Source organism: Amycolatopsis sp. FU40 (assembly GCF_021903635.1).
Classification (GTDB): Bacteria; Actinomycetota; Actinomycetes; order Mycobacteriales; family Pseudonocardiaceae; genus Amycolatopsis; species Amycolatopsis dendrobii.
The window spans coordinates 5,670,669-5,695,403 of record NZ_CP091381.1; the positions used below are offsets into that span (position 1 = coordinate 5,670,669).

Sequence of the window (24,735 nt, forward strand, 5' to 3'; positions counted from 1 at the left end):
GCGGGCGTCAGAGCAATTTCCACGCTCCGGTGAGCGCCTCGCGCAGGATCTGCTCCATCTCGTCGAACTGCGGCTGGTCGCAGATCAGCGGCGGCGACAGCTGGACCACCGGCTCGGCGCGGTCGTCGGCGCGGCAGTAGAGACCGCCCTCGAACAGTGCGTTCGAGAGATGACCGCGCAAAACGCGTTCCGATTCCTCGGCGGTGAAGGTCTCCTTGGTCGCTTTGTCCTTGACGAGTTCGATGCCGTAGAAGAATCCGGTGCCGCGTACGTCGCCGACGATCGGCAGATCGCTCAGCCGGTCGAGGGTCGCCCGGAAGGCGGTTTCCTTTTCCAGCACATGGCCGTACAGGTTCTCCCGCTCGATGAGGTCGAGGTTGGCCAGCGCGACCGCGCACGAAACCGGGTGCCCGCCGTAGGTCGAACCGTGCATGAAGGTCGCCTCGCCGCCGGCGAACGGCTCCATCAGGCGGTCGCTCGCGAGCACCGCGCCGAGCGGGGCGTACCCCGAGGTCAGGCCCTTGGCGGTGGTGATGATGTCCGGTTGGTAGCCGTATCGCTTGGCCGCGAAGTCGTAGCCGACCCGGCCGAAGGCGCAAATCACCTCGTCGGACACCAGCAGCACGTCGTGTTTGTCGCAGATCTCGCGTACCCGCTCGAAATAGCCGGGCGGCGGGACAAAACAACCGCCGGTGTTTTGCACGGGTTCGAGGAATACCGCGGCGACGGTGTCCGCGCCCTCGAATTCGATCGCCTGCTCGATTTGGTCCGCGGCCCATCGGCCGTAAGCCTGGTAATCGTCAGCGTGTTCGGGTGCGCGGTAGAAGTTCGTGTTCGGCACCCGCAGCGTACTCGGCACCAGCGGCTCGAAATCGGCCTTCGCGCCGGGAATTCCGGTGATGGAAAGCGCGCCCTGCGACGTGCCGTGATACGCCAGCGCGCGGCTGATCACCTTGTGCTTGGCGGGTTTTCCGGTCAGCTTGAAGTACTGCTTGGCGAGTTTCCACGCCGTTTCCACGGATTCGCCGCCGCTCACGGTGAAGAACACGCGGTTGAGATCGCCCGGCGATGCGGCGGCCAAGCGTTCGGCCAGTTCGAGCGCGGGCGGATGCGCGTGCCCCCAGAGCGGGAAGTACGCGAGCTGTTTCGTTTGCCGCGCAGCGGCTTCGGCCAGTTCCGCACGACCGTGACCGACTTGCACCGCGAACAGCCCGGCGAGACCGTCGAGGTAACGCTTGCCGGTGTCGTCCCAGATGTAGGCGCCCTCGCCGCGCACGATCACCGGGAAGTGCTCGGCCTGGCTGTGCCGGGTGAAGTGCAGCCAGAGGTTGTCGTGTGCGGCGGCGCCCTGGCCGGTGGCGATCCCGGCGGGTTCGGCGGTCGTGGTCATGGCTCCTCGAAACGGGCCTCGAAGCTGCCGGCACGCACCGTGGCGTACCGGCCGGACTTCTCGGTTATCGCACGAGCCGACGCCGGTTGGCAAGCGGATCAGTCGTCGCTGCCACTCACAACGACTAATTTCAGCAGTTCCATCGAGACAGACCTTCGGATTTCGTCGTCACCGGCGGTGCGTGCCCCACTGGTACGACTGCTTCCGCAGCTTGAGGTACACGAGCGTCTCCGCGGTGCGCACTCCGGGCAGCGTCCGGATGCGATTGGAGATCACGTCGAGCAGTGCCTCGTCGTCGGCGCAGAGCACCTCGCACAGCACGTCGAAGCGACCGGCGCAGAGCACGACGTACTCGATCTCGTCCATTTCGGCCAGTGCGTCGGCGACCGGATCGAGCGGGCCGTCGACGGTGATCGCGACCATCGCCTGGCGAAAAAGCCCGATCTGCAAGGGATCCGAGACCGCGACGATCTGGATGACGCCCGAATCGGACAGTCGCTGCACCCGCTGGCGGACCGCCGCCTCGGACAGCCCGACCGCCTTGCCGATCGTGGCGTACGGCCGCCGTCCGTCCTCTTGCAACTGGGCGATGATCTGCTTCGAAATGTCGTCGACCACCGGCGGCACCGGCCGGTTCGGGTCCTGGCTCTGCATTCCGGGATCATCTCGGGTCACCCCTCCCGCAGGCAACCGGGAGCGTGGCAAACAGGCACCCTGAGTGTCCGGATGGACCGTCGGCCAGGGTGCCCGACAACGGATTTCGTCGTCTTTCGGCCGTTGACAACGACCGACCCGTCCTGTTCCATCCGTCGAATTCCAGCGCCGCCGACGGAGGGATCCCCATGCCGCCTCATCCGGTCCCCGTCCAGACCGACACTGCCGCCGGTTCGCCCGCGCCCCGCTCGCTGACCAGATCGATCGGAGTCGGCGGCGGTACGCTGCTGACGCTGAGCTGCGTGACTCCCGCGTCGTCGCTGTTCGTTCTCGTCCCGCCGCTGTTCGGTTCCCTGGGCACCGGCACCGCGCTGGCCATCGGGCTCGCCGTGCTGCTGTGCGTCGGCATCGCCTTCTGCTATTCCGAACTCGGCACGCTGGTCCCGAGTTCGGGCGGCGAGTACGCCATGGTGTCCACAGTGGTCAGCCGGTTCGCCGGGTGGATCACGTTCGTGCTGTCGTTCATCGTGATCCTGGTGGTGCCGCCGATCATCGCGATCGGAGTGGCCGACTACCTGACAGTGCTCGTGCACGTCGATCCGTCCGTGGCGGGTGCGCTGGTGATGCTGGCGTCCACCGGGATGGGCCTGGTGAACCTGCGGTCGAATGCCTGGCTGACCGGGATTTTCCTGGTGATCGAGATCGTCGCGATCGTCGTGGTGTCCGTGCTCGGCTTCGCGCACGCGGACCGTCCGGCCACAGTGCTCGTGCGTCCCAGCATGGACGGACTGCATCCCATCGCACTGGTCTCGGTGATCGCCGGACTCGCAGTGGCGTTGTTCGTGGTGCAGGGGTTCTCGACCGCGGTGTATCTGGCGGAGGAAATGCGCGAACCGCACAAGACGGTGTCGCGGACCGTGTTCTGGACGCTCGGCGTCAGCGCGGTCGTGATTCTGGTGCCGGTCGTCGCGATCACGCTGGGTGTGCCGGATCTCGCGACGCTAGGAAACCTCGATCTGACCGCACTCGTGGTGAGCTGGAGCAGTTCGACCTTCGGCACGATCGTGAGCTTGTGCATCGCGGCGGCGATCGTGAACGCGGTGATCGTGATGGTGATCCAGAACTCGCGCGTGCTGTACGCGTCGGGGCGGGATCGCGCGTGGCCGGAACCGGTGAATCGCGCGTTGAGCGTGGTGAGTCCGCGGTTCGGTGCGCCTTGGGTGGCGACGCTCGTGGTCGGCGTCTCGGAAGCAGTGCTGTGTTTCGTGCCAGTGGAAACGCTGAGCGGCGTGACCGGGGTGGCCGTGGTCGCGTTGTATCTGGCGATTTCGGTGAGCGTGCTGTGGGCGCGGCGGCCGGCACACCGGCGTCCGCAGGTCTGGCGGATGCCCGGGTGGCCGGTCGTGCCTGTCGCGGCGGTGCTGGCTCTGGGGTACGTGCTGGTGTCGCAGAGCCTGCTGGACCTGGCGATCACGGCCGGGGTGCTGGTGGTTTCGGCCGGGTACTGGTGGGGGTACCTGCGGCGGCGGAAGGATCGGTGGCTGGTGACGATTCCCTGACCCTTGCCCAGGTGACGATGGGCGGCTCGCGGTGCGACGGAGAGAAGGCAGAATCCGAAAGAGCGGAGCGGTTCCGTCTAGGCGACAGTGGCGAACTCGGCTCAGGTATCAAGCGAGATTGCGTAAAGGGCGAACGGTTCGCCTCGATGCGGGAAATCGTGGCAGTAGGCGAAGCCGAGTCGTTCCATCACCGCACGCGAACGAACGTTGTGCACCTCGGTGAAGGCGACGACTACCGCAGCGCCGAGTTCTCGTGCGCGGGCCAGGCCAGCGAGACCAATCTCGGTGGCGTAGCCGCTTCCCCAGTGCGCCTCGCGTACTGCCCAGCCGATCTCCAGCCGTCGTACACCGTCGACGTCCTGATAGGACAGTCCGCCGCGGGCGATGAGTTCTCCCGATTCCCGGTGGTGGGCAAGCCATTTGCCGACGCCGTCGCGTTGCCAGCTTCGGCCGATCTCCGCGGCGCGGGCTTCCGCGTCGGCGCGGGTCCAGCCGCCGTACCAGCGGGCGATTCCAGAGTCCAGGTGCAGGCGGTACAACTCGTCGGCGAGATGCGGACCGATCGGGGTGAGGCGGAGGCGTTCGGTCTGCAACTCAGGCAGCCGCCGTAGCCGGAACGGCCAGGGAAGCGTTCACCCGGGCGATGAATTCCGCGTTGGACTTCGTCGTGCGGACCTGTTCCAGAAACTGTTCCGCGGCCCGCTTAGGATCCTGCGCGGACAACGCCCGGCGGACTTCGTTCATGACGGCCAGTTCCTGCGGCGGGACGATCAACTCGTCACGGCGAGTCCCGGAGCCGAAGAAGTCTACGGCGGGGAAAACGCGGTGGTCGGCGAGCATGCGGTCCAGGCGGAGTTCCGAGTTGCCGGTGCTTTTCAGTTCCTCGAAGAACACTGTGTCCGCCAGCGAACCAGTGCCGACCAGTGCGGTGGCGATGATGGTGAGCGAACCGCCGCCCTCGATGTTCCTTGCCGCGCCCAGGATTTTCTTCATCGGATGCAGCGCGCTGGCATCGACACCACCGGACAGGATGCGACCGGAGGTGCGGGCTGCCAGGTTGTATGCGCGGCCCAGCCGGGTCAGGGAATCCAGCAGCAGTACGACATCACGGCCGGTTTCGACCAGGCGTTTCGCACGTTCCAGGGCCAGTTCGGCGACGGCGGTGTGTTCGGCGGGCTTGCGGTCGAAAGTGGACGCTACGACCTCGCCGTGCACCGAGCGGGTCATGTCGGTGACTTCTTCGGGGCGTTCGTCGGCGAGCAGCACCATGAGGTGCGCCTCGGGGTGGTTGACTGCTACCGCTTGCGCGATCGCTTGCAGCACAGTGGTTTTGCCGGTGCGCGGCGGGGCGACGATCAGCGCGCGCTGGCCTTTGCCCAGGGGTGCGACGAGGTCCAGGACGCGCGTGGTGAGCTGGTGCCTGCTGGTTTCCAGGACCAATCGCTGGTCCGGGTGAATGGGGGTGAGTTTCTCGAAATCGGGGCGCTTTTCCCCAGGCGGGCGGCCGTTGACCGAGATGAGTTCGCCGTCGTCGAGGACGAGTTCGTCGCCGCGGCGCAGGCCGTGAGTGCGGATCACTGAGAGTGGCACCGACGGGCCGCCGGGGGTGTAGCCCAGGGCTGCGGTCTTGCCGTGGATGTCGAGAATTCCTTGCTGTGTCATGGTTTGTGGCTCCTTGAGCAGTGACAGTCGACGCGAAAAGGCGGACCGCCGGATGAGACGAAGCGGGTCAGGCGACGGGCTTCGGAAAGAACGCCGATCCGCGTCGCGTTGATTCACGCTGGCGGAGAGGGCGGAACCCCTGGGCGGCGGGGCCGACTTCCTGGGGTATGCGCTGAGAGTAGCGCATCGGTTCCGGCCGCACAACCGGCACTGCACGCGAAAGGGGCCTCGTGAGCGACTGCCCGGCGAAAAGCCGACGCTCACCAGACCCCAACAAACCTGGCCGCGGGTCTATTCCCGCGCGACCGTCACGGCATCTCCCACGGAGCCTGCGGCAGCACGTGCCCGGTCTCCAGCAGCGACTTCAGGTTCGACAGCACCGCCGCCCAGCCGCCGGACACGTCCTGGTGCGCCTTCTCGTCCGGCAGGTCCTCGTGGGTCACCGTCAGCCGGACGATGCCCTCGTGCTGTTCGATGTCGAACGTCGCGCGAGACGGCTCCTGGTCCTCCGGGCCGTTCGGGTCGAACCAGGTGGTGACCAGCCGCTTCGGCGGAACCGCTTCGACGACCTCGCCCCCGACGTCGGCGATCCCGGACCCGTCGGTCCGCACGTGCGCCCACCTCGAACCCACTTTCCAGTCGGACTCGTTGCGGTGGCCCCAGTACTGCCCGGTCAGCTCGGGGTCGGTGAGCGCGTGCCACACCTTCTCCGGCGTGCTCTCGATGTAGGTCACATACACAAAACTCGGCTTCATGGCTTCCTCTGCTCGACGTTTGACGGCACTGAGCATCCGCAGCCGCGGCTGCTCGAACCGGTCCACCCACCGCTCCTGCATCTCGTGCAGCGGCACCGGATTGAGGTAGTGCAGCTTTTCCCGGCCGCGGCGGACGCTGCTCACCAGATTCGCCGCCTCCAGCACGGCGAGGTGCTGGGTCGCGGACTGCCGCGTCATCTCCAGCCGGCGGCACAGCTCGCCCAGCGTCTGCCCGTTGTCCTCGCGCAGCTGGTCGAGCAGGTACCGGCGGGTCGGATCCGCCAGCGCCTTGAACACTTTGTCCAGGTCGGGTTGCACACTTACAGTAAGGCAGGCAAATGCCTGCATGTCAAGTCGGCGGAGGTAAACACAGGTCAGCGCCGAGGCGAGTTACTGACCGCCTCGGCGCCGACTACTCAAAGTGTTCAGAAGACCTCAGAAGTGAGCGAAGGGGCCGCCATGTCGGGGTCGAAGGGGAACATCGGGCGGACGATGCCGGAGTGGCCGAGCCGGAGCAGGTCCTGGTCTACGCCGCCGGGGGTGAGCGCCAGCAGCCAGTCCGCGGCCATGTCGTACAGCTCCGGTTCGAGGTAGCCGATCTTCACGATCACCACGTCCGCCTCGCGCGGGTGCAGGCCGAGCGCATGGAAGTCGGATTCGAGGTGGTAGGGCTTGCGGCGCGCGGTCACGATCACCCGCAGGCCGCCGACCGCCAGCGCCACCGCGGTTCCGGCGACCGGGTCGTCGGTGCCGATCGCGGCCACCTGTGCGGTGAGCGCGACCGGACCGTGCGGGCCAGAGTCGACTTTTCCGCCCAGCTCAACGGAAATCGTCGCGCCGACGCCAGCTGCGACCGCCGTCGCGACGGCTTCGGGATCCACAATGGCCGCGTACAAAGTGGTCAACGAGGAGTCCACAATGGCCGGAGTGTTCAGCAGGACGTCCAGGCTCCACGACGCGTCCCCGGCACCGCCAGCGGTCGGGTTGTCGCCGGAATCGCTGATGAAGAACGGCCGCGAGGTCGAAGTGACCGCCTGCGTGAGGCATTCCTTAAGGGTGCCGGTCGGGGCGACGAACGCGAAGTCGTGCCGAGCGTCCCAATAGGACTGGGCCAGGTACTCCGCTTCCTTGGTGATCACCGAAACGTCGTCGCCCATCACCACTACCGCGGCCTGGCAGCGTGGTTCGTCGGCCCACGCGTAACCGACCCAGATCGCCGCGTCCAGGACTCCGTCGAGCGCTTCGACGTCGTCCACCGCCGCGTAAATGCTCTTCGCCGGTTCGAGCCGGGTGCTGGTCTTCTCCCCCGGCAGCAGGACCGGAACCTGCACCCAAGCCTTCTTCGGCCGACCGCCGGACCGCAGCCGCGCCACCAGGTTCCGCGCCGCCCGCTCGCGGGTCTCCCACGCGTCCTCATGCGGGGCCATCCGATAGCAAGTGATCAGGTCCAGCGCGCTGACCAGTTCCCGGGAAACGTTGCCGTGCAAGTCCATCGACGCCGACACCAGGACGTCCGGGCCGACGATGGAACGGATCTCCTGCGCGAGCGAAGCCTCCACATCGGACCGTCCGACGACGCTCATCGCACCGTGGATGTCGAAGAACAGCCCGTCCAGCTCGCCCGCCGAACGCAACCGGTCCAGGATTTCCCCGGACAGCTCGGCGTAAGCCTCCTCGGTGACCGCACCACCGGGCAGCGAACGGGCGTCGACCAGCGGCACCCACTCGACATCGCGCGCCCAGTCCGCGTCGAGAAAGTCGTAGCGGGCAAGCAAATCGGAACCGCGCAGCACCCGGAAGTCGTCCACAGTGGACCGATGCGGCGAGAAGGTACTCGATTCGATGGCGATTCCGGTGATCCCGACCCGCAGCTTCTTCATCGTCCACTCCGTTTGATCGCTTGTTCGAACACCGCGTCCAGCGCGAGCGCACCCGCGCCGCAAAGTCCCGCGTCCGCACCGAATCGCACTCGGTCGATCCGCAGTTCCCGGGTAGCCAAGGGAAGGCACCGTTCGTACAGCGCACCGCGCACGGCCGCGACGAACGCTTCCGAACCGGACAGCGCGCCGCCGAGCAGCACCTCGTCCGGGTTGCTGAAGTTGACCACCGTGGCGAGCACCTCGCCGAGCCGAAGTCCGGCGCGCCGCACGGCCGTGGTCGCTTCGGGATGTCCGTCCTCGGCGGTGGCCATCACCTGCGCGGTGGTCTCCAGGTTCAATCCCTGCGCCCGCAACTGCCCGACGAGTGCGGCGCCGCTGGCCACCACTTCCAGACAGCCGCGGTTCCCGCAGGTGCACGGCCGGTCTTCGGCGGCGGGCACGCGCACGTGGCTGATGTCGCCCGCGACTCCGGCCCGCCCGCGGTAAAGCTCGCCGCCCAGCACTATTCCGGACCCGATGCCGGTGCCGGCCTTCACCACCAGCAACGTCCGGCCGGGCGCGCCGGCCACGGATTCGCCCAACGCCAGCAGGTTCGCGTCGTTGTCCACGAACACCGGCAGCTCGAAGTGCTCGGCCAGCGCGTCCCGGACCGCGAAACCGCGCCAGCCCGGCATCCGCGACGGCAGCGTAATGGTGCCCGCGCCGACGTCCACCGGGCCCGGGAACGCGACGCCGAGACCGAGCGTGCGGCCCGGGCAATCCGCGTCTGCCATCACATCGCGCACCGCGGCCGCCAGCCCGGCGACGAGTTCGCGCGGCTCCTGGCTGATGTCCAGCGGACGCTCGTGCACTTCCAGCAGATTGCCCGCGATGTCGAGCGCGCCGATCCGCACGTGCCGGGAACCGACGTCGGCGCCCCAGACATGGCCGAACTCCGTGTTGACCGACAGCAGCTTCGGCCGCCGTCCGCCCGCGGACCGGCCCTCGCCGGACTCGCTCAGCACTCCGGCGGAAATCAACGCCTGCGTGCGCACCGACACCGTCGATTGCGGCAGCCCCAGCGCTCGCGCCAGGTCCATGCGCGACGTCGCGTGGCCGTGCGCGACCAGCCACAACAGCCGCAGCGGTCCGGCCGGATCCACCGCGTCACCTCTTTCATCACGATTGATGTAACTAAACCGTTCGACAAGACTCTTGGCAATTCCCGTCTCGCGTGCAAGATTACCCGACAGCCAGGACACCGCATAGCGCCTGGCAACGGTCTTTCATCATAGTTGTTGGAAGTGATGCGAATGGCTCGACGCCCGTGGCGCGCCGCGCTCGGGGTCACGCTCGCCGCCGCGCTGGCGCTGTCCGGCTGCGCGGCGAGCCGGGAACCGCACGGCGGCGGTTCCGGCACCCCGAAAACCGGCGGGACCGTGCGGTTCGCGATGCCCCCGTCGGCGACGCCGAACTGGATCATGCCGTTCTCGATTCCCGGCTACAGCGGGTCGTACAACGGGATGATCCGGTCCACCATGTACGTGCCCCTGTACAGCTACGACGCCAGTTCCGGCTCGGTCAACCTCGACGACGCCGCGAGCGCCGCCAACGTGCCGCGCTACTCCCCCGACGGCAAGACCGTGACGATCACGCTCAAGCCGCTGACCTGGTCCACCGGCGAGCCGATGACCAGCAGGGACGTCGAGTTCTGGCTCAACCTCGCCCGCGCGGGCAAAGACAACTGGGGCAAGTACTCGAAGGGCCTGATCCCGGACAGCATCACCGGGTTCCACGCCGTGGACGACCACACGTTCACGTTCACCCTGGACAAGGCGTACAACCCCGACTGGTTCACCGCCAACCAGCTCAGCCTGATCGTCCCGATGCCGCACTCGTGGGACCGCACGAGCGCGGCGGGCCCGGTCGGCGACCACGACCGCACGCCGGACGGCGCGAAGCAGGTCTTCGATTTCCTGGTCAGCCAAGCGAAACAGCTCGGCACCTATGCGACGAATCCACTGTGGAAAGTCGTGAACGGACCGTTCGCGTTGGCCGGGTTCACCACCTCCGGCGAGGTGACGTTGCGGAAGAACCCGAAGTACACCGGCCCGGACCCGGCGAAGATCGACACCGTCCGGTTCCTGACCTTCACCAGCTCCTCGGCGGAGTACAACGTGCTCCGCGCGGGCGGCGTCGACTACGGCTACCTGCCGACGTCGAACCTCGGCCAGCGCTCGAAGCTGGAGGAACAGGGCTACCGGGTCGAACCGTGGAACGGCTGGTCCATCACGTACTCGCCGTACAACTTCAACAATCCGAAGCTGGGCAAGGTGTTTTCCCAGCTGTATGTCCGGCAGGCGATCCAGCACGCGGTCGACCAGGACGCCATCACCTCGGTGATCTGGCGCGGTGCCGCGCGCGTCGGCTACGGCCCGGTCCCGCAGGACAACGACACGAAGTACCTGTCGCCCAAGCAAAAGACCAATCCGTACCCGTTCGACCTGAACAAATCGAAGCAGCTGCTCGCCGACCACGGCTGGAAACCCGGATCAGACGGCGTTCTCCTTTGCGCAGAAGCCAAACTATGCGGCGAGGGCATCGCCGAGGGCACCCGGCTGTCGCTGACCATGCTGACCGAATCCGGTTCCGACGAAACCGACGGCACCATGCAGGAACTGCGCTCGGAGCTGTCCAAGGCCGGCATTGAGATGAAGATCAACGCACAGCCGCTGAACACCGTGCTGGCCAACGGAACCACGTGCAAGCCGACGGACCCTTCGTGCAGCTGGCAGCTGTCCTACTTCGGCACACAAGGCAGCTGGTACTTCTCGGCGAACCCCAGCGGCGAGGAACTGTTCGCGACCGGCGCGGGCACGAACTTCGGCGGCTACACCGATCCCAAGGCGGACAAGCTGATCTCGGCCACCAACCTGGCGTCGGACAACGGGGCCATGCTCGAGTACAGCGCCTACCTGGCCGAGCAGCTTCCGGTGCTGTGGCTGCCGAACCCGCCGTATCAGGTATCGGCGATCGACACCGCGCTGCACGGCGTTTCTCAGGACCCGATGGCCGGGCAGCTGCTGCCGCAACGCTGGTTCTGGACGAGGTGAGGACATGACGCGCTACATCCTCCGCCGACTCGTGCTGGCCGTGGTGGTCGTGCTGCTGGTCACCGTGGTGACGTTCGTGCTGCTGCATTTGCTGCCCGGCGGCCCGGCTCGCGGCGTTCTCGGGGTGAAAGCCACCGAAGCGCAGATCGCCGCGTTCAACCACGCGCAGGGCTTCGACCAGCCGCTTCCGGTGCAGTACTGGGATTACCTGCTGCGGTTGCTGCACGGCGACCTCGGCGAGTCGTACACGCAGAACTCGCCGGTGAGCACCCTGCTGACCGAGCGGATGCCGAAAACCCTGCTGCTCACCGTGTTGTCCACCGCGCTCGCGATCCTCGCCGCGCTCCCGCTCGGCGTGTGGCAGGCGGTCCGCCGCGGCCGTACCGCGGACGTGCTCACCACGGCCGTCACCTTCGTGCTCTACGCGACGCCGGTGTTCTTCCTGGCGCTGGTACTGATCATCCTGTTCGCGCAGGTCCTGCCCTGGTTCCCGGCGCAGGCCGCGCAGGGCGAAACGATCGGCGAACTGCTGTCTCAACCGGGCGCGCTGGTCCTGCCAGTGCTCGCCGGGACCGGAGCCGCGCTCGCCGCGTTCAGCCGGTACATGCGGGCGTCCACTCTGGACAGCCTGGCCGAGGACTTCGTGCGCACCGCGCGGGCCAAGGGCACGCCGGAGCGGACGATCATCTGGCGGCACGTCTGGCCGAACTCGCTGACCTCGGTGGTCTCCATGCTCGGCTATTACGTGCCGGTGGTGTTCGGCGGTTCGCTGGTCGTCGAATCGATGTTCAACTACCCCGGCATCGGCCTGCTGTTCTGGACCGCGACCCGCACCGCCGATTTCCCGGTGCTGCTGGGCGTCGTGCTCGTGATCGCCGTGGCGACCGTGCTCGGCTCCCTGCTCGCGGACCTGGTCCAGCTGGCGATCGACCCGCGGGTGCGGGTGAAGGGAGCGCGGTCGTGACTGTCCTTTCGCGGCTGGTTGCCCGCAAAACCGCTGTCGCGGGCGCGATCCTGCTGCTGCTCGTCGTGGCGTTCTGTTTCCTCGGGCCGCTGGTCTACGGCACCGACCAGTCGCACACCGACCTCGCCTCGGCCCGCCTCGGACCCGGCGGAGGGCATCCGCTCGGCACCGACGACCTCGGCTACGACGTGCTCGGCAGGCTCATGGTGGCCGGTCGCACGTCGCTGATCATCGGCGTGCTCGCCGGGCTCATCGCGACCGCGATCGGCGCGGTGTGGGGCGCGGTCGCCGGGTACACCGGCGGCTGGCTGGACACCGTGCTGATGCGGATCGTCGACACCGGCGTCGCGATCCCGGCACTGTTCCTGCTGCTGGTGGCGGCGACGCTGGTGACGCCGAGCGTCGGCGTGCTGGCACTGCTGATCGGCGCGGTGTCGTGGCTGGTGCCCGCGCGGCTGATGCGCGCGGAAACGGTGAGCCTGCGGGAACGCGATTACATCCGGGCCATCACCGTGCTCGGCGCGAGCCGCACGCGCGTGGTGTTCCGGCACATCATTCCCAACGCGATCGGCACCGTGGTGGTGAACGCGACGTTCCAGATCGCCGACGCGATCCTGCTCGTGGCGTACGTCAGCTTCCTCGGTCTCGGCGTGCCCGCGCCCGACACCGACTGGGGCGCGATGCTCTCTAAAGGAATTACCTACACCTTCGACGGCGCGTGGTGGCTGATCCTGCCGCCGGGCATCGCGATCGTCCTGGTGGTGTGCGCGATCAACTTCCTCGGCGACGGGCTGCGCGACGCGTTCGCGGTGAAGGGGCGACGATGAGCGAAGCAGTGCTGGACATCCGTGACCTGCGGGTGTCCTATTCCGGCGGTGCGGCGGCGGTCGACGGGCTGAGCCTGTCGGTCGCGCCCGGCGAGATCGTGGCGGTGGTCGGCGAGTCCGGCTCCGGCAAGAGCACAGCCGCGCTCGCGGTGCTCGGGCTGCTGCCGGGCTCCGCGCGGGTCACCGGGTCGATCGGGCTGGCCGGGCAGAACGTGCTCGACCTTCGCGGCGAGGACCTGCGGAAACTGCGCGGCCCTGGCGCCGGGATGGTGTTCCAGGAACCGATGACCGCGCTGAACCCGTTGCGGACCATCGGTTTCCAGCTGGCCGAGGCGATCCGCAACCACGACCCGGAGAAACTGCGCCACCGCCGCTACTACGACCGGTGTGCCGCACTGCTCGACCGCGTCGGCGTTCCGGAACCGGCCGCGCGGCTGAAGCAGTACCCGCACGAACTGTCCGGCGGTCTGCGGCAGCGCGTGATGATCGCGATCGCGCTCGCGGCCGGGCCGAAGCTGATCATCGCGGACGAGCCGACCACCGCGCTCGACGTCACCGTGCAGCAGCAGATTCTCGACCTGCTGCGCGACATCCGCGAGCACGAAGGCACCGCGACGCTGCTGATCACGCACAACATGGGTGTCGTCGCCGATGTCGCGGATCGCGTCGCGGTGCTGCGGAACGGCAAGCTCGTCGAAGAAGCTCCGGCGGCGGAACTGTTCGAGTCGCCGAAGGCGGATTACACCCGGGAACTGCTGGCCGCGGTTCCGCAACTGGGTTCGTTCTCGCACGAACCGGCCGCGGGGGAAACCCGGAAGCCGGTGCTCGCGCTGTCGAATGTGGTGGTCGAGTACGGCGGACGGCAGGTGGTAAACGACGTTTCCCTGTCCGTCTCACCCGGTGAGATCGTCGGGTTGGTCGGCGAATCCGGTTCCGGGAAAACGACGCTCGGGAACTGCGCGCTGGGCCTGGTCACGCCGAAATCCGGAACCGTCGAAGTGCTCGGCGGACCGCTGCCGAAAGGCACCGGACGCTCGGCGCGGGCGGTCCGGCGGCAGATCGGCGCGGTGTTCCAGGACCCGGCGTCCTCGCTCGACCCTCGCATGACGGTCGCGCAGACCGTCGCCGAACCGCTGGTGGTCCACACCTCGACCGGCCGCGGCGAGCGGCAGCGGCGGGTGCGGGAACTCCTCGACGCGGTGGAACTGCCGGAAAGCCTGCTGGGCCGGTACGGGCACGAGCTGTCCGGCGGGCAGCGCCAGCGCGTGAGCCTTGCCCGCGCCCTGGTGCTGGGGCCCAAGCTGCTGATCGCGGACGAACCGACGAGCGCGCTCGACGTATCCGTGCAGGCAGCGGTGCTGGAGGTGTTCCGGCGGCTGCATCGCGAGTTCGGTTTCGGCTGCCTGTTCGTGAGCCACGACCTCGCGGTGGTCGACAGCCTGTGCGACCGGGTGGCGGTGCTGCGCGCGGGCGAACTGGTGGAGGAAGGCCCGGCGGAAACGGTGTTGCGCACTCCGGAACACCCCTACACCCAAGCGTTGCTCCTGTCCTCTCCGGTGCCGGATCCGCAGTTGCAGCGGAGCCGGCGCGAGGCGCTGGCCGGCGCGGACCCCGCGGCGTGACCGGATTGCGGGCCGGAGTCGACATCGGCGGGACGAAAACCCTGGTGGTCGTGTGCGACGAGGAGGGAAGGGAACTGGGCTCGGCGTCCGCGCCGTCGCAGTCGCACCGGGGCGGCGCGGCGATCCTCGACCGGGCGGCGGAGCTGGTCAGCTCGCTGGTGCCGGACCGCGCGGCGCTCGCCGGAGTCGGCGTCGGCGCGGCGGGCGTCGTTGACCCGGTGACCGGAACAGTGCTGGTCACCGGGGATTCGTTCACCGGATGGGCGGGCACGCCGGTCAACGCCGAGTTGTCCGCGCGGCTCGGCGGGGTGCCGGTGCGCACCGTGAACGACGTGGACGGATTCCTTCTCGGCGAGTTGCTGCCGGGCGAGCGGAACGTCCTGGGCGTCGCGGTCGGCACCGGGGTCGGCGGCGCGCTGTTCGTCGACGGGCGGCTGCTGTACGGCGGCGAGACCGGGGCCGGCGAGATCGGGCACATCGGCCGCTATGGGGAAGAACGCTGCACTTGCGGGCAGATCGGACATCTCGAGGCGTACGCGGCCGGCCGCGCCTTGGCCCGCCGTTATGCCGAAGCGACCGGCCGAATTCTCACCGCGGAGGCGGTCGCGGAGGAAGCTCTCGCTGGTGATCAAGCTGCTCAGGCGGTGTTTGCCGACGCGGGCCGGTTCCTCGGCCAGGCGATCGCGCACGCGGCCGGCCTGCTCGGCCTCGCGACCTGCGTGCTCGGCGGTTCAGTGATCAAGTCCTGGGCGCTGCTGGAGAAACCGGTGCGGGAAGCGCTGGAGGAACGGCCGCTGCTGTCCGGGAAACCCGTGGCGATCCGGCTCTCCCGGCACGGGGCGAAATCCGTGGCGCTCGGCGCGGCCGGTCTCACTGCCGGTATTCAGCGGCTACCGGACGTGAGCAACCCCTAAACCAGTCCTCTGTGGACCATCGAGAAAACCGTGGCCTCGGGGTATACGCTGTCGGGCACCGACGGAGCCGGGGGCAACGATGCGCGCGAAGCTGGGCGGAACGGGACGGGCGAGAACTGCGGCGGACCATGCGCGTGAGCGTGGTCTCCACCCCGCTGACAGCAGGTGACTTGGTCTATACCATTCCGGTGATCAATTCCCGTCCGGTGGCCAACGAGGGGATCCCATGCCCGTCATCAGGCGCAATATCGTCCCGCTCCGGTATTCCGACCCGAGCGTCGTCGCGTATGTGCGCAGCCCGAGCGACTGGATGGTGTCCAACTGCGGCTGGATCCGGGGCCGGGAAGGCGTGCTGCTCGTCGACACCTGCGGCACCGAACGCGACACGCTCGACCTGGTCAGCGACGTCCGCAAGTACTCGACCGTCGAAATGCCGCTCACGCTCGTGCTGACCCACGCGCACGGCACCCACCACAACGGGGCCGGGGTCGCGCTGCGCAACGGCGGCCGGATCCTCGCCGCGCCCACCGCGGTGCCGATCATCCGGTCCGGTCCGCAGTGCAACGAGGAGATCTTCGCCTGCGCGAACTGGGGCAAGCTCGAGCCGCCGCGGCCGGAGGCGGTGCACGCGGTGATCGAACCGGTCGAGGTGGATCTCGGCGGCGTGGTCGTGGAGGTCGTCCCGTTTCCCGGGACCGCGCACACCGACGGCGACCTCGTGCTGTTCGAACCGCGCACCGGGACGCTCTTCACCGGCGATCTGCTGTCGGTCGGGTCGACGCCGTTCGCCGTGCACGGTTCGATTCCGGGCTGGCTGACCGCATTGGACTGGCTCGACAAAATGTTCCCGGACGTCCGCACCTTCGTTCCTGGGCACGGCGGGCTCAGCCATCCGGGCAGTTTCCCGGTCGCGGTGCTGCGCACTTATCTGCACTGGCTGCTCGATGCGACCGCGAGCGCGGGCACGCCGGACTTTTCCGAACTCGCCACGATCGCCCGCCGCCGCTGGCCCACGTGGACAGTCCCGGAACGGCACATCGGGAATCTGCTGCGCGCGCACGCCGACCAGCACGGGGAACGGCTCGCGTCCGCCGAAGCGATGCGCGCGATCCGCGACGCCGCGGGCGGCAAGATCGACCTGGACACGCTGCTCGGACTCGGCAAGCCTTAATGCCGGGAAATCGATTCCCCGCACCGGCTCATGACCGCGAGTACGTGAGGGCAACCCCGCGAACCGCCATCCGCCTCGGCCCTGGCATTGCCGCAGCAGTCCGTGAAGGGCTCCTTGAGGGAATCTGATTCCCTCAAGGAGCCCTTCACGGACCTGGGTATCGCGTCGAGGCCGCGGAATCGCTATTTCCCCCGGACAGCCAGAAGGGCGCCGCCGGGAATCCCGGCGGCGCCCTCACCGCTGATCACACGCCGCGGCCCCCGCGGCACAGCTGCCGAAAAGAACGCTCAGGCGCTGGCCTTCTTGCGCGTCGCGCGCTTGCGAGCCGGCTTGGCCGGAGCCTCGGTGTCGCGCTCTTCGTACGCCTTCACGATCTCCGCCGGGAGCCGGCCGCGGTCGGACACGGTGAAACCGTTGTTCTCGGCCCACTCGCGCATCGCCTTGTTGCGCTCGCGGTCCGCGGCGGTCGAAGCCGGCCGCGGGGCCTGTCCGGCGGCCATCCGAACCTTGCGGCCGCCGACCCGGCGCGAGGCGGCGACGTAACGGGCCAGCTCTTCCCGAAGTGCGGCAGCGTTGTCCTCGGACAGATCGATCTCGTAGCTCACGCCGTCAAGACTGAACGGGACGGTCTGTTCGGCGATGCTGCCGTCGATGTCGTCCACCATCTCGACATGGACTTTTTGCGCCATGATTCGCGTTCCTTCACCTTCTACAGGATGTGCCTGCGATTACCCTATCGTGTCGAGTGACGGTCCGCGCAGCGCGACTCCATTCCGGTTCGGCGGCCGCTGCTTTCCCCGCCGGTTCCCGAACACCTTCAGTACCCAATCCGCGACTGCGCGCACAGTTCCGGCGCACTGGAAAATTTCCAGTCTCGCGGTATTCGCACGCGGTTTCCCGCTGAGCGGACTGGGAGACCAGCCTCGGAAACGGCCGAAGGCCACCAGGTCGAAACCCGATGGCCTTCGGTGTTCTCGGCGAAACGCGAGCTAGTTGCGCCCAGTCGGCGCACCCGTCTTCGGGTCGAGCGGGAGCTTGCCCGCCTGCGGCCACCAGAAGTTGAACATGTTCCAGAGTCCGCCCGCGCGAGTGTCGAACGAGCCGTTCCCGACCCGGCCGGAGAACCAGTTGTCCTCGATGAACTTCAGCACCGAGGTCTGGTCGGTCCGGGTGTGGTCGACGTAGTTCGTCTTGCTGTAGGGCGAGATGACCAGCAGCGGCAGCCGCGGGCCGTAGCCGCAGCGGTCGGCGTGCCCACCGAGGCCGGCCGGCTTTCCGGTGCACACGGCCTGGTCCTGCGAAGCGTCCTGCGAACCGTTGACGATCTTCGAGTTCTCGTGGTCGTACCAGCCGTCGGAGTCGTCATAGGCGAGCACGATCGCGGTCGAACGCCACTCCGGCGACTGCTGGATCTTGTTGATCTCGTCCACGACGAAATGCTGTTCGTCGAGCGGGTCGGAATAGCCCGCGTGCCCGTCCTGGTACTCCGGGGCCTTCAGGAAGCTCACCGCGGGCATCGAACCGGCCTTGAGCGCGGCGTCGAAGTCGCTCGTGTCGTACTGGTGGTTGGCCTGGTCGGTCTGCCCGATCGCCTGCACCGAGGACGGCGGCAGGTGGTGCGGGTTCGAAGTGGACTTGTAGTACTGGAACGGCTGGTGGTGCGGGCTGTAGTCCACGGAGGACTGATTGCCGATGTTCGCGTGTTTCTGCCCGCAGACGGCGTAGCCGTTCTGGGTGCCGGTCGGCTTGAAGCCGCCCTGGAACCAGCCCCACGTGACGTGCCGGTCGTTCAGCAGGTCGCCGACGTTGCGGCCCCGCATCGCGCCGAGGTTGTCCTTGGAGGTGTGGTTCTTGCCCGAGCAGTCGTCCCACGCCGGGTCCGGGTCGTTGATCACGGTGCCGACGCCGTCCTCGTCCGGCGACGCCACGACGTACGGGTCGCTCTTCGGCTCGTGCGTGACCGGGTCGACCGCCTGGATCCCGTGCGTCTGCCCGGAGATCAGGTTGATCGCGCCCGGGGTGGACGGGCCGAAGACGGTGTTGAACGAATTGTCGCTCATCGAGTAGTGCTGCGCGTAATTCCACATGCCGGTGACGGTGTTGCCGTCGTAGTAGTCCATGACCAGGCCCGGCTCGCCGAAGAGGACCGGCTGTCCGGTGCACTTGTCGGTCTCGGTCTTCTCGACGAACTTGTCCATCTTGCCGCCGTTGAACGCGGCCTGCTCGGCGCCGTAGCTGTGGTTCTGGTCGCAGGTGAGCGCCTGGTCCGGCCCGAGCCGCTTCGGGTTGTAGGCGTTCGGGTTCTGAGTGAGCAGCTTGTCGTCGAGGCCGTTGACCTTCGGCGTGTTCTTCGCGGCCTGGAACGGGGTGCCGTTCTCGTTGGTCGCCTTCGGGTAGGTGCCGAAGTAGTGGTCGAACGAGATGTTCTCGCCGAAGATCACCACGACGTGCTTGATCGGGGTGAGCGTGGGCAGCCACGACGCCGGCAACTGGTGCAGCGGCTGGGCCTGCGCGGACGACGCCGCGGACCCGGTGACGATCGCGAGCACGGCCGCCGAGACGAGCGCGCCCGCACCGAGCAGGCGACGGCGCCGCCTGCCGAATGCTGTGTCCACTGAGGATTCCTCCTGGTTTCGCGGGTGGGGATCGGGGCGCGCCTCAGGCGAGGAGCGCCCGGCCGAAGTGGTCGCCGGGACCGGTGACGCCGGGCAGCGCGAAGAAATAGCCGCCGCCGAACGGGGAGATGTAGTCGACGAGCGGTTCGTCGATCAGCCGCTTCTGCACCGCCTCGAACTGGCGCTCGAGGTCCTGCTGATAGCAGGTGAAGACGAGGCCCATGTCGAGGTTGCCGTTGGCGTCGACACCGCGGTCGTAGTTGACCGCGCGGCGCAGGATCCGCTGCCCGTCGGTCTGCGGGGTGCGCGGATTCGCCTTGCGGATGTGGCTGGTGAGCGGGATGACGGTGCCGATCGGATCGTCTGCGTAGCGGGGTTCGTCCTGTTCGGACGCCCCGTCCAGCGGCGCGCCGGTGTCCCGGCGGCGGCCGAACATGTTCTCCTGCTCGGTGATCGAGACCCGGTCCCAGAACTCGACCAGCATCCGGATCAGCCGGATCACCTGGTAACTGCCGCCTGCCGTCCACGCGGGCTCGCCCGCACCCGACACCCACACCAGCCGGTCCATTTCGGACTCGCCCGGATTCGCGGTGCCGTCCTTGAACCCCATCAGATTGCGCGGCGTGCCGGACGGCCTGGACGGCGAACTGAAGCCGTTGATCTTCCAGCGCAGTTGCATTCCGCCACGAGTCGCGCGGGTCAGGTCGCGCAGCGCGTGCAGCACGGTGTCGGTGTCGCTCGCGGACAGCGTGAGCGACAGGTCGCCATGGCATTGCGGTGCGTCAAGCGCGTCGTTGGGGAACATCGTCATCGGCTTGAGCTTCTTGGGCTTGCGGTCGGCCAACCCGTACCGTCCGTCGAAAAGGGACGATCCGACTCCGACGATCACACCGAGATCGCTCCGCGGAACGACCGGACCGAGGACCCCGGAGTCAGCGGGCGGCGCGGTGATCCCGAGCGCGGCCGGAGCGCCGCCGTTCGTGAGAAACCTCGCGCGGTCGGTGATTTCCTGGAAAAGCTGAGTCAGCTCGGCACGATTCTCGGCGACCACGTCGAAGGACGCGATCACGCTCTGGGCCGGAGGCTGCCGGAGAATCGCCGCCTGCTTGGGACCGTGGAAGGGAACCGTCGCCGGGCTTTCGCTCGCGCTGGCTGTCACCCCCATTCCAGCAGCCGCGGTGATCCCCGCTCCCACGACGGTGCGACGCAGGAAGGAACGGCGAGAGGATTCCGTCGTCACGAGATCCTCCTCGGCTCCGCGATGGCGGCGATCGGAGCGAGCAGCTCGGTCAACTCACTGACGTCGGCATTGAGTTTCTGCCGCTGCGGCGCGGACAACTGACTCACCGGCGTCCAGGAGCCGTCCGGCTTCTTGGCGCTGTCGAGCGTCGCTTTGGTGCGCTTCATCCAGCTGTCCACCTTGGACAGTTCCGGATAACGCGGAGCGAGAACCGGACGCAGCACGTCGAGGACAGCTTGTGTCCCGTCAAGATTCGCCCGTGCGGTGGCGAGGTTGGTGCCGCTGCCGTAATCGGTGCGGGCGGTCAATTCGAATTGCAGGGTGTTCTCCACGATCTCATGCGCGCGCAGGCCGAGGTCGTTCGGATTGACCTGGCTGTCCGCGAAGGACTTGCGGAGCTTCTGCACGTCGCTGTCCAGCTGATCAGCCACCGGCGCGAGGGCGGCGAGGTCTTCGTTGTGCCACAAGCCGGATTCGAGCCGGTGAAAACCGGTGAAGTCCGGACTCTTGACACCGTCCGGCAACCCTGCGGCGGTTCCGTTGATCGCCTTGTCCGAGTCGCCGAAGGCGTTGTAAGCCGCACCGAGGCGTTCGTAATCGAGATGCGCCACCAGCCACGCAGCCTGGCTCGCACCTCGATCATTGCCGCGAATGGCGTTTTTCAATGTGCCGACGTCACCCGCCAACTGGCCGAGCCCTTGCGTCACCTGCGCTTGATAGGACTTCAACGGCCCGAGCAGGTCGTTCTGCGTCACCGGCGCGACACCCGGACCGCGTTCCGCGCCGCCGCTCACCGTGACAGTCGGCCCGACGATCGCCGATGAATCCTCGGGGAGACAACGGAATGCGTAGGATCCGTTGCCGAGTGTCACCTGCATCGGCCGGGCAGTCCCGCTGCCCAGCCCTTCGACCTCGCCGTACACGACACCGGTCGCCGGGTCGATCAAATCCACCTCGGCGGTCACGGATCCGGTGTTGCGCAGATGAAAGGTCTGGACCCCGGCCCGCGGCTCCGCCCAGCCCTGCCCGCACGCCGACCGCGAGATCTGGATCTCCGGGTCCTGTGCCGAAGCCCCGTCCGGCCACACCGCGACCGCGACGCCCGCCGCCACGACCGCAATCGCGACCCCGCCGCCCATCCAGCGGGCACGCACAGACCCCGGCACTTTTTCCCTCCAGCCACACGATCGGACTACTGGGACGGAATTATGCGTGCGGAAAGTGAAGAAACCCTGGTCGAGAACATCACCTACCCGGGAATTCACCAGGACTTCAACCAGGCAACGGAAGAAACCGGATATAGCCGCCAAAACACGGGGTAACGCCCCGCCCGGTTCGCCGCTTATGACTCTTTCCGCGCACCTGCCCTCTCTGCGGTCCGGAGCGCCCCGCGCAACCCGAAAACCGGCGGCCAACCCTTTGAATCCCCGCTAGCGTGAACCGACTACGCAAGAAGGGCGGACCCGTGAACCACACCGAACTAGCCACCCGCTTCGCCAGCTTGACCACCGCCCACCTAGCCGACGGCTGCCTGCGCGCCCGCCTGACCGTGAGATGTGCACCGGCCGGGACCAGGGGCGTCATCCCGGAGCTCAAGCTAGGAGGCAGAGTCCTCCCCGCCAGGCACTCCGGCAGCGTCGACGTCTTCCTGGAAGCACTGACCTCCGCCCGACCAGGCGATGTGCTGGTAGTCGACAACCGGGGCCGCCTGGACGAGAGCTGTGTCGGCGATCTCATCACCGCTGAAGCAGCGGCAGCCGGACTGAGCGGCATCGTCATCTGGGGCCTGCACCGCGACACCGCCGAACTCAGGGAAATCGGCCTCCCCGTCTACAGCCTTGGCTCGCTCTCCACCGGCCCCCTGCACCTCAACGACCGCGCCGCGGACGCGCTGGAAGCCGCCACCGTCGGCGAGTGGACCGTGACCACCGACGACCTGGTCTTCGGCGACGACGACGGCGTCCTCTTCGTTCCCGCCGCCCAAGCCGACGAGGTATTCCGGCTCGCCGAATCCATCCGCGACACCGAACACCGGCAAGCGGAGAAGATCCGCGACGGCGTCACCCTCCGCGAACAGGTCCGCTTCAGCGAATTCCTGGCCCACCGGGAAAGCGACCCGTCCTACACGTTCCGCCAGCACCTCCGCGCGAAAGACGGCGCCATTGAAGAATGAGAAAACCGCCAGGGTAACCGGAGTCGGCCGGAAAGCCGGAAGCGCCAGTGCTAGCGCGCTGCGCGTTCGCAGATTCCGGCCAGCTCGACACCACAGTGGACAGTTCCGGCCGGAGCTTCGCGGTGAACGCCCGCGCGAGCTGGCTGTTGATCAGGGAGCCGCCCAGCGCTGCCTCGGACCACACGGTGCGGGCCGGATCCTCACGCTGACCACCGGCCCGGCCGGACCGACACCGGCTGGATCCCCGAAGCCCACCGCGAAACGTCCGCCCAGTGCGACTGCGCGAGTCTCGTCGCGTTCCTGTGCGGCCCGGAGGGCGGCTGGGTGAACGGTCAGGTCCTCGTATCCAACGGAGGTGCGGCATGAACGACAAACATCTCGCCTACGTCCTGCTCCCCCGCGGCGAAACCGTGCTGCTGATCCGCCGCGCGCCGGGGACTTTCCTCGGCGGGCATTGGGAATTCCCCGGCGGCACGGTCGAACCCGGCGAAGCTCCGGAAACCACCGCGGTGCGGGAAGTCGCCGAGGAAACCGGGCTGCGGGTACGGCTCGCCGGCGAACGGGCCCGGCAATCCTGGCCGGACCGCACCGGCAAACCGTTCACCGTGCACGCCGCCTACTACGACGCGCATCCGGAATTCCTCGGCGACCTTCAGCTCAACCCGGCCGAACACGACGACCACCGCTGGCTGACCCCCGCCGACGCGGCCGGACTCCCCCTGTCCGACCACGTCAGGCAGGTATTGCTCGGCTGAAATCCCGAGCCAGCTGCGCGGCCCGGTCGCGCAGCAATGACCGGGCCTCGGCGACACAGCGATACTCGTCCGGCTCCACGTCGGTCAGCGCGTAGACCCCGGCGAAGCCCGCTTCCCGCCATTCCGGCGCGGACAGCAGACATCGCCCGGCCAAGGCGACGACCGGCGTGCCGCCCGCTGCACGGAGAACGCCCACCGGTGCTTTTCCGTGCAGCGATTGGGTGTCCAGCGATCCTTCGCCGGTGATGACGAGCCGGGCGTCGCGGGCCGCGGCCGGGAAACCCAGCAGCTCCAACAGCAACTCGATCCCGGGCCGAATGCGAGCGCCGAGTCCGGCGAGGACACCGAACCCGACGCCGCCTGCCGCGCCGGCGCCCGGGGTGGTGGCGTGCGCGGAGCCCACAACTTCGGCCCACCGAGTCAGCCCGCGTTCCAGCAACGCGATCTCGGATGGTCCAGCGCCCTTCTGCGGCCCGTACACCGCGGCAGCGCCATCCACACCCAGCAACGGGTTATCCACATCGGACGCCAGGACAATGTCCACTTCGGGCAGTCCGGACAGATCCACTGCGGACAACTCGGTCAACGCCGCACCGCCCGGCGGAAGCGGCGCGCCGGAAGCGTCGAGCAACCGGGCGCCCAACGCGGTCAGCAAGCCTGCTCCGCCGTCGGTGCAGGCGCTGCCGCCGACCCCGAGCACGATCTGCGTCGCCCCGGCGGCCCGGGCGGCCGCGATCAGCTCGCCGGTGCCGTAGCTCGACGCGGTCAGCGGCTCCAACCGGCCGCCGGGCAGCCGGTGGAGGCCGGACGCCTCCGCCAGCTCGACCACGGCGACCGTCCCGCGCAGCGCGTAGTACGCGGTGATCCGGCGGCCGGTCGGGCCGGAGACCCGCACCGGAATCCGCTGGAACCCGGCGGCGACCGCGGCGGCGACTGTCCCGTCGCCGCCGTCGGCCACCGGCAGCTGCCGCACCGGCTCACCGGGCGCGACCTCGGCGAACGCCGCGGCCACGACCTCCGCGACCTCCGCCGCGGTGAGTGAGCCCTTGAACTTGTCCGGAGCGACCAGAACCGTCACGCCGCGGCCTTGAACGCTCGCCAGTCGCCGATTTCCGTGATGTCCCGCAGCTGCACGTGCGAGGTCTGCGGCCGCCGCAGCAGCATCGCGAACGCCGAACTGCCGTCGGCCAATTCGATCACGCCCAGCTCCAGCTCCGGCGGTTCGGACGGGAGCACGCGGTCGCGCAGCTGGTCCAGCGTGAGGTCGTAAACCTCGCCGGAGATCGCCGCGCCGCCGTGCGCTACCGGGACCAAAGCCGGGCATTGCCCGCCGACCGAATAGAACCGGTACTTCGCGGCCGTGGTCGTTTCGGCCACCAGTGGAGCGCCGTCGAGCAGATGGTGCAGAGGTTCGCCGCGCATCGCGCCGCCGTTGAGGAACATCAGAGGCATTGCCGGTCCC

The 24,735-nt window shown here is 68.1% G+C and carries 22 protein-coding genes; 9 read left to right on the forward strand and 13 right to left on the reverse strand.

The features are described 5' to 3' along the window. Positions 1 to 7 precede the first annotated feature (7 nt). Positions 8 to 1,390: an aspartate aminotransferase family protein gene (locus L3Q65_RS26735; protein ID WP_182891174.1), complete on the reverse strand. Its 1,383-nt coding sequence runs from the start codon at positions 1,388 to 1,390 to the stop codon at positions 8 to 10. A gap of 168 nt (positions 1,391 to 1,558) precedes the next feature. Beyond that, a complete protein-coding gene (locus L3Q65_RS26740) occupies positions 1,559 to 2,044 on the reverse strand; it encodes an Lrp/AsnC family transcriptional regulator (protein WP_237596975.1) in 486 nt (161 codons plus the stop codon). A gap of 188 nt (positions 2,045 to 2,232) precedes the next feature. On the opposite strand from L3Q65_RS26740, the gene L3Q65_RS26745 reads away from it, so the two are divergent. After that, complete coding sequence (locus L3Q65_RS26745; protein ID WP_237596976.1) at positions 2,233 to 3,603, forward strand: APC family permease; 1,371 nt, start codon at positions 2,233 to 2,235, stop codon at positions 3,601 to 3,603. Between the two features lie 101 nt (positions 3,604 to 3,704). Here the strand turns inward: L3Q65_RS26745 and L3Q65_RS26750 are convergent, their stop codons facing one another. The 5 genes from L3Q65_RS26750 to L3Q65_RS26770 all read right to left on the reverse strand — a co-directional run bounded on the left by L3Q65_RS26750 (position 3,705) and on the right by L3Q65_RS26770 (position 9,042). Then, positions 3,705 to 4,196 (reverse strand): GNAT family N-acetyltransferase, encoded by a 492-nt coding sequence (locus L3Q65_RS26750; RefSeq protein ID WP_237596977.1) that lies wholly within the window; start codon positions 4,194 to 4,196, stop codon positions 3,705 to 3,707. 1 nt (position 4,197) lies between these two features. Continuing rightward, entirely contained in the window at positions 4,198 to 5,265 is a 1,068-nt protein-coding gene (rho, locus tag L3Q65_RS26755; RefSeq protein WP_182891171.1) for a transcription termination factor Rho, read from the reverse strand. A gap of 308 nt (positions 5,266 to 5,573) precedes the next feature. Then, positions 5,574 to 6,338 (reverse strand): metalloregulator ArsR/SmtB family transcription factor, encoded by a 765-nt coding sequence (locus L3Q65_RS26760; RefSeq protein ID WP_237596978.1) that lies wholly within the window; start codon positions 6,336 to 6,338, stop codon positions 5,574 to 5,576. 107 nt (positions 6,339 to 6,445) lie between these two features. Further along, positions 6,446 to 7,900, reverse strand: a complete 1,455-nt coding sequence (locus tag L3Q65_RS26765) for a M81 family metallopeptidase (RefSeq protein WP_237596979.1) — start codon at positions 7,898 to 7,900, stop codon at positions 6,446 to 6,448. Then, the gene (locus L3Q65_RS26770) at positions 7,897 to 9,042 is read right to left on the reverse strand and encodes an ROK family transcriptional regulator (protein ID WP_237596980.1); all 1,146 of its coding nucleotides are present in this window, start codon (positions 9,040 to 9,042) and stop codon (positions 7,897 to 7,899) included. Before L3Q65_RS26770 ends, L3Q65_RS26765 begins: the two co-directional genes overlap by 4 nt. 150 nt (positions 9,043 to 9,192) lie before the next feature. Here L3Q65_RS26770 and L3Q65_RS26775 point away from each other — a divergent pair, with 150 nt between their 5' ends. The 6 genes from L3Q65_RS26775 to L3Q65_RS26800 all read left to right on the forward strand — a co-directional run bounded on the left by L3Q65_RS26775 (position 9,193) and on the right by L3Q65_RS26800 (position 16,490). Next, positions 9,193 to 10,992 carry a peptide ABC transporter substrate-binding protein gene (locus L3Q65_RS26775; protein ID WP_237596981.1) on the forward strand — a complete coding sequence of 600 codons (1,800 nt, stop codon included), beginning with the start codon at positions 9,193 to 9,195 and terminating at the stop codon, positions 10,990 to 10,992. A gap of 4 nt (positions 10,993 to 10,996) precedes the next feature. Further along, the gene (locus tag L3Q65_RS26780; RefSeq protein ID WP_237596982.1) at positions 10,997 to 11,956 is read left to right on the forward strand and encodes an ABC transporter permease; all 960 of its coding nucleotides are present in this window, start codon (positions 10,997 to 10,999) and stop codon (positions 11,954 to 11,956) included. Further along, entirely contained in the window at positions 11,953 to 12,783 is an 831-nt protein-coding gene (locus L3Q65_RS26785; RefSeq protein ID WP_182891166.1) for an ABC transporter permease, read from the forward strand. The genes L3Q65_RS26780 and L3Q65_RS26785 overlap by 4 nt, the downstream gene beginning before the upstream one ends. Continuing rightward, positions 12,780 to 14,405 carry an ABC transporter ATP-binding protein gene (locus tag L3Q65_RS26790; RefSeq protein WP_182891165.1) on the forward strand — a complete coding sequence of 542 codons (1,626 nt, stop codon included), beginning with the start codon at positions 12,780 to 12,782 and terminating at the stop codon, positions 14,403 to 14,405. Before L3Q65_RS26785 ends, L3Q65_RS26790 begins: the two co-directional genes overlap by 4 nt. After that, complete coding sequence (locus tag L3Q65_RS26795) at positions 14,402 to 15,319, forward strand: ROK family protein (protein WP_237596983.1); 918 nt, start codon at positions 14,402 to 14,404, stop codon at positions 15,317 to 15,319. Before L3Q65_RS26790 ends, L3Q65_RS26795 begins: the two co-directional genes overlap by 4 nt. A gap of 226 nt (positions 15,320 to 15,545) precedes the next feature. After that, positions 15,546 to 16,490 carry an MBL fold metallo-hydrolase gene (locus tag L3Q65_RS26800; RefSeq protein ID WP_182891163.1) on the forward strand — a complete coding sequence of 315 codons (945 nt, stop codon included), beginning with the start codon at positions 15,546 to 15,548 and terminating at the stop codon, positions 16,488 to 16,490. A 287-nt stretch (positions 16,491 to 16,777) separates the two neighbouring features. Here L3Q65_RS26800 and L3Q65_RS26805 read toward each other — a convergent pair whose 3' ends face one another. The 4 genes from L3Q65_RS26805 to L3Q65_RS26820 all read right to left on the reverse strand — a co-directional run bounded on the left by L3Q65_RS26805 (position 16,778) and on the right by L3Q65_RS26820 (position 21,484). Beyond that, positions 16,778 to 17,179: an Lsr2 family protein gene (locus L3Q65_RS26805; protein WP_182891162.1), complete on the reverse strand. Its 402-nt coding sequence runs from the start codon at positions 17,177 to 17,179 to the stop codon at positions 16,778 to 16,780. Between the two features lie 300 nt (positions 17,180 to 17,479). After that, the gene (locus L3Q65_RS26810; RefSeq protein WP_182891161.1) at positions 17,480 to 19,105 is read right to left on the reverse strand and encodes a phospholipase C; all 1,626 of its coding nucleotides are present in this window, start codon (positions 19,103 to 19,105) and stop codon (positions 17,480 to 17,482) included. Between the two features lie 43 nt (positions 19,106 to 19,148). After that, positions 19,149 to 20,345 carry a Dyp-type peroxidase gene (locus tag L3Q65_RS26815; protein ID WP_182891160.1) on the reverse strand — a complete coding sequence of 399 codons (1,197 nt, stop codon included), beginning with the start codon at positions 20,343 to 20,345 and terminating at the stop codon, positions 19,149 to 19,151. Continuing rightward, a complete protein-coding gene (locus L3Q65_RS26820; RefSeq protein ID WP_182891538.1) occupies positions 20,342 to 21,484 on the reverse strand; it encodes an EfeM/EfeO family lipoprotein in 1,143 nt (380 codons plus the stop codon). The genes L3Q65_RS26815 and L3Q65_RS26820 overlap by 4 nt, the downstream gene beginning before the upstream one ends. Positions 21,485 to 21,810: 326 nt before the next feature. On the opposite strand from L3Q65_RS26820, the gene L3Q65_RS26825 reads away from it, so the two are divergent. Both L3Q65_RS26825 and L3Q65_RS26830 read left to right on the forward strand, forming a co-directional pair. After that, a complete protein-coding gene (locus L3Q65_RS26825; protein ID WP_182891159.1) occupies positions 21,811 to 22,518 on the forward strand; it encodes an RraA family protein in 708 nt (235 codons plus the stop codon). Between the two features lie 362 nt (positions 22,519 to 22,880). Further along, entirely contained in the window at positions 22,881 to 23,273 is a 393-nt protein-coding gene (locus tag L3Q65_RS26830) for an NUDIX hydrolase (protein WP_182891158.1), read from the forward strand. Here L3Q65_RS26830 and L3Q65_RS26835 read toward each other — a convergent pair. Next, complete coding sequence (locus tag L3Q65_RS26835; RefSeq protein WP_182891157.1) at positions 23,251 to 24,351, reverse strand: glycerate kinase; 1,101 nt, start codon at positions 24,349 to 24,351, stop codon at positions 23,251 to 23,253. The genes L3Q65_RS26830 and L3Q65_RS26835 overlap by 23 nt on opposite strands. Next, entirely contained in the window at positions 24,348 to 24,725 is a 378-nt protein-coding gene (locus tag L3Q65_RS26840; protein WP_009082380.1) for a gamma-glutamylcyclotransferase, read from the reverse strand. The genes L3Q65_RS26835 and L3Q65_RS26840 overlap by 4 nt, the downstream gene beginning before the upstream one ends. Positions 24,726 to 24,735: the final 10 nt, after the last annotated feature.

What these genes read in the sequence shown, in the direction of transcription:
- L3Q65_RS26800 (WP_182891163.1), top strand. Translation starts at nt 15,546, where the DNA reads ATGCCCGTCATCAGGCGCAATATCGTCCCGCTCCGGTATTCCGACCCG.
- L3Q65_RS26735 (WP_182891174.1), bottom strand. Translation starts at nt 1,390, where the DNA reads ATGACCACGACCGCCGAACCCGCCGGGATCGCCACCGGCCAGGGCGCC.
- L3Q65_RS26840 (WP_009082380.1), bottom strand. Translation starts at nt 24,725, where the DNA reads ATGCCTCTGATGTTCCTCAACGGCGGCGCGATGCGCGGCGAACCTCTG.
- L3Q65_RS26790 (WP_182891165.1), top strand. Translation starts at nt 12,780, where the DNA reads ATGAGCGAAGCAGTGCTGGACATCCGTGACCTGCGGGTGTCCTATTCC.
- rho (WP_182891171.1), bottom strand. Translation starts at nt 5,265, where the DNA reads ATGACACAGCAAGGAATTCTCGACATCCACGGCAAGACCGCAGCCCTG.
- L3Q65_RS26780 (WP_237596982.1), top strand. Translation starts at nt 10,997, where the DNA reads ATGACGCGCTACATCCTCCGCCGACTCGTGCTGGCCGTGGTGGTCGTG.
- L3Q65_RS26820 (WP_182891538.1), bottom strand. Translation starts at nt 21,484, where the DNA reads ATGGGCGGCGGGGTCGCGATTGCGGTCGTGGCGGCGGGCGTCGCGGTC.
- L3Q65_RS26740 (WP_237596975.1), bottom strand. Translation starts at nt 2,044, where the DNA reads ATGCAGAGCCAGGACCCGAACCGGCCGGTGCCGCCGGTGGTCGACGAC.
- L3Q65_RS26765 (WP_237596979.1), bottom strand. Translation starts at nt 7,900, where the DNA reads ATGAAGAAGCTGCGGGTCGGGATCACCGGAATCGCCATCGAATCGAGT.
- L3Q65_RS26830 (WP_182891158.1), top strand. Translation starts at nt 22,881, where the DNA reads ATGAACGACAAACATCTCGCCTACGTCCTGCTCCCCCGCGGCGAAACC.
- L3Q65_RS26805 (WP_182891162.1), bottom strand. Translation starts at nt 17,179, where the DNA reads ATGGCGCAAAAAGTCCATGTCGAGATGGTGGACGACATCGACGGCAGC.
- L3Q65_RS26745 (WP_237596976.1), top strand. Translation starts at nt 2,233, where the DNA reads ATGCCGCCTCATCCGGTCCCCGTCCAGACCGACACTGCCGCCGGTTCG.
- L3Q65_RS26775 (WP_237596981.1), top strand. Translation starts at nt 9,193, where the DNA reads ATGGCTCGACGCCCGTGGCGCGCCGCGCTCGGGGTCACGCTCGCCGCC.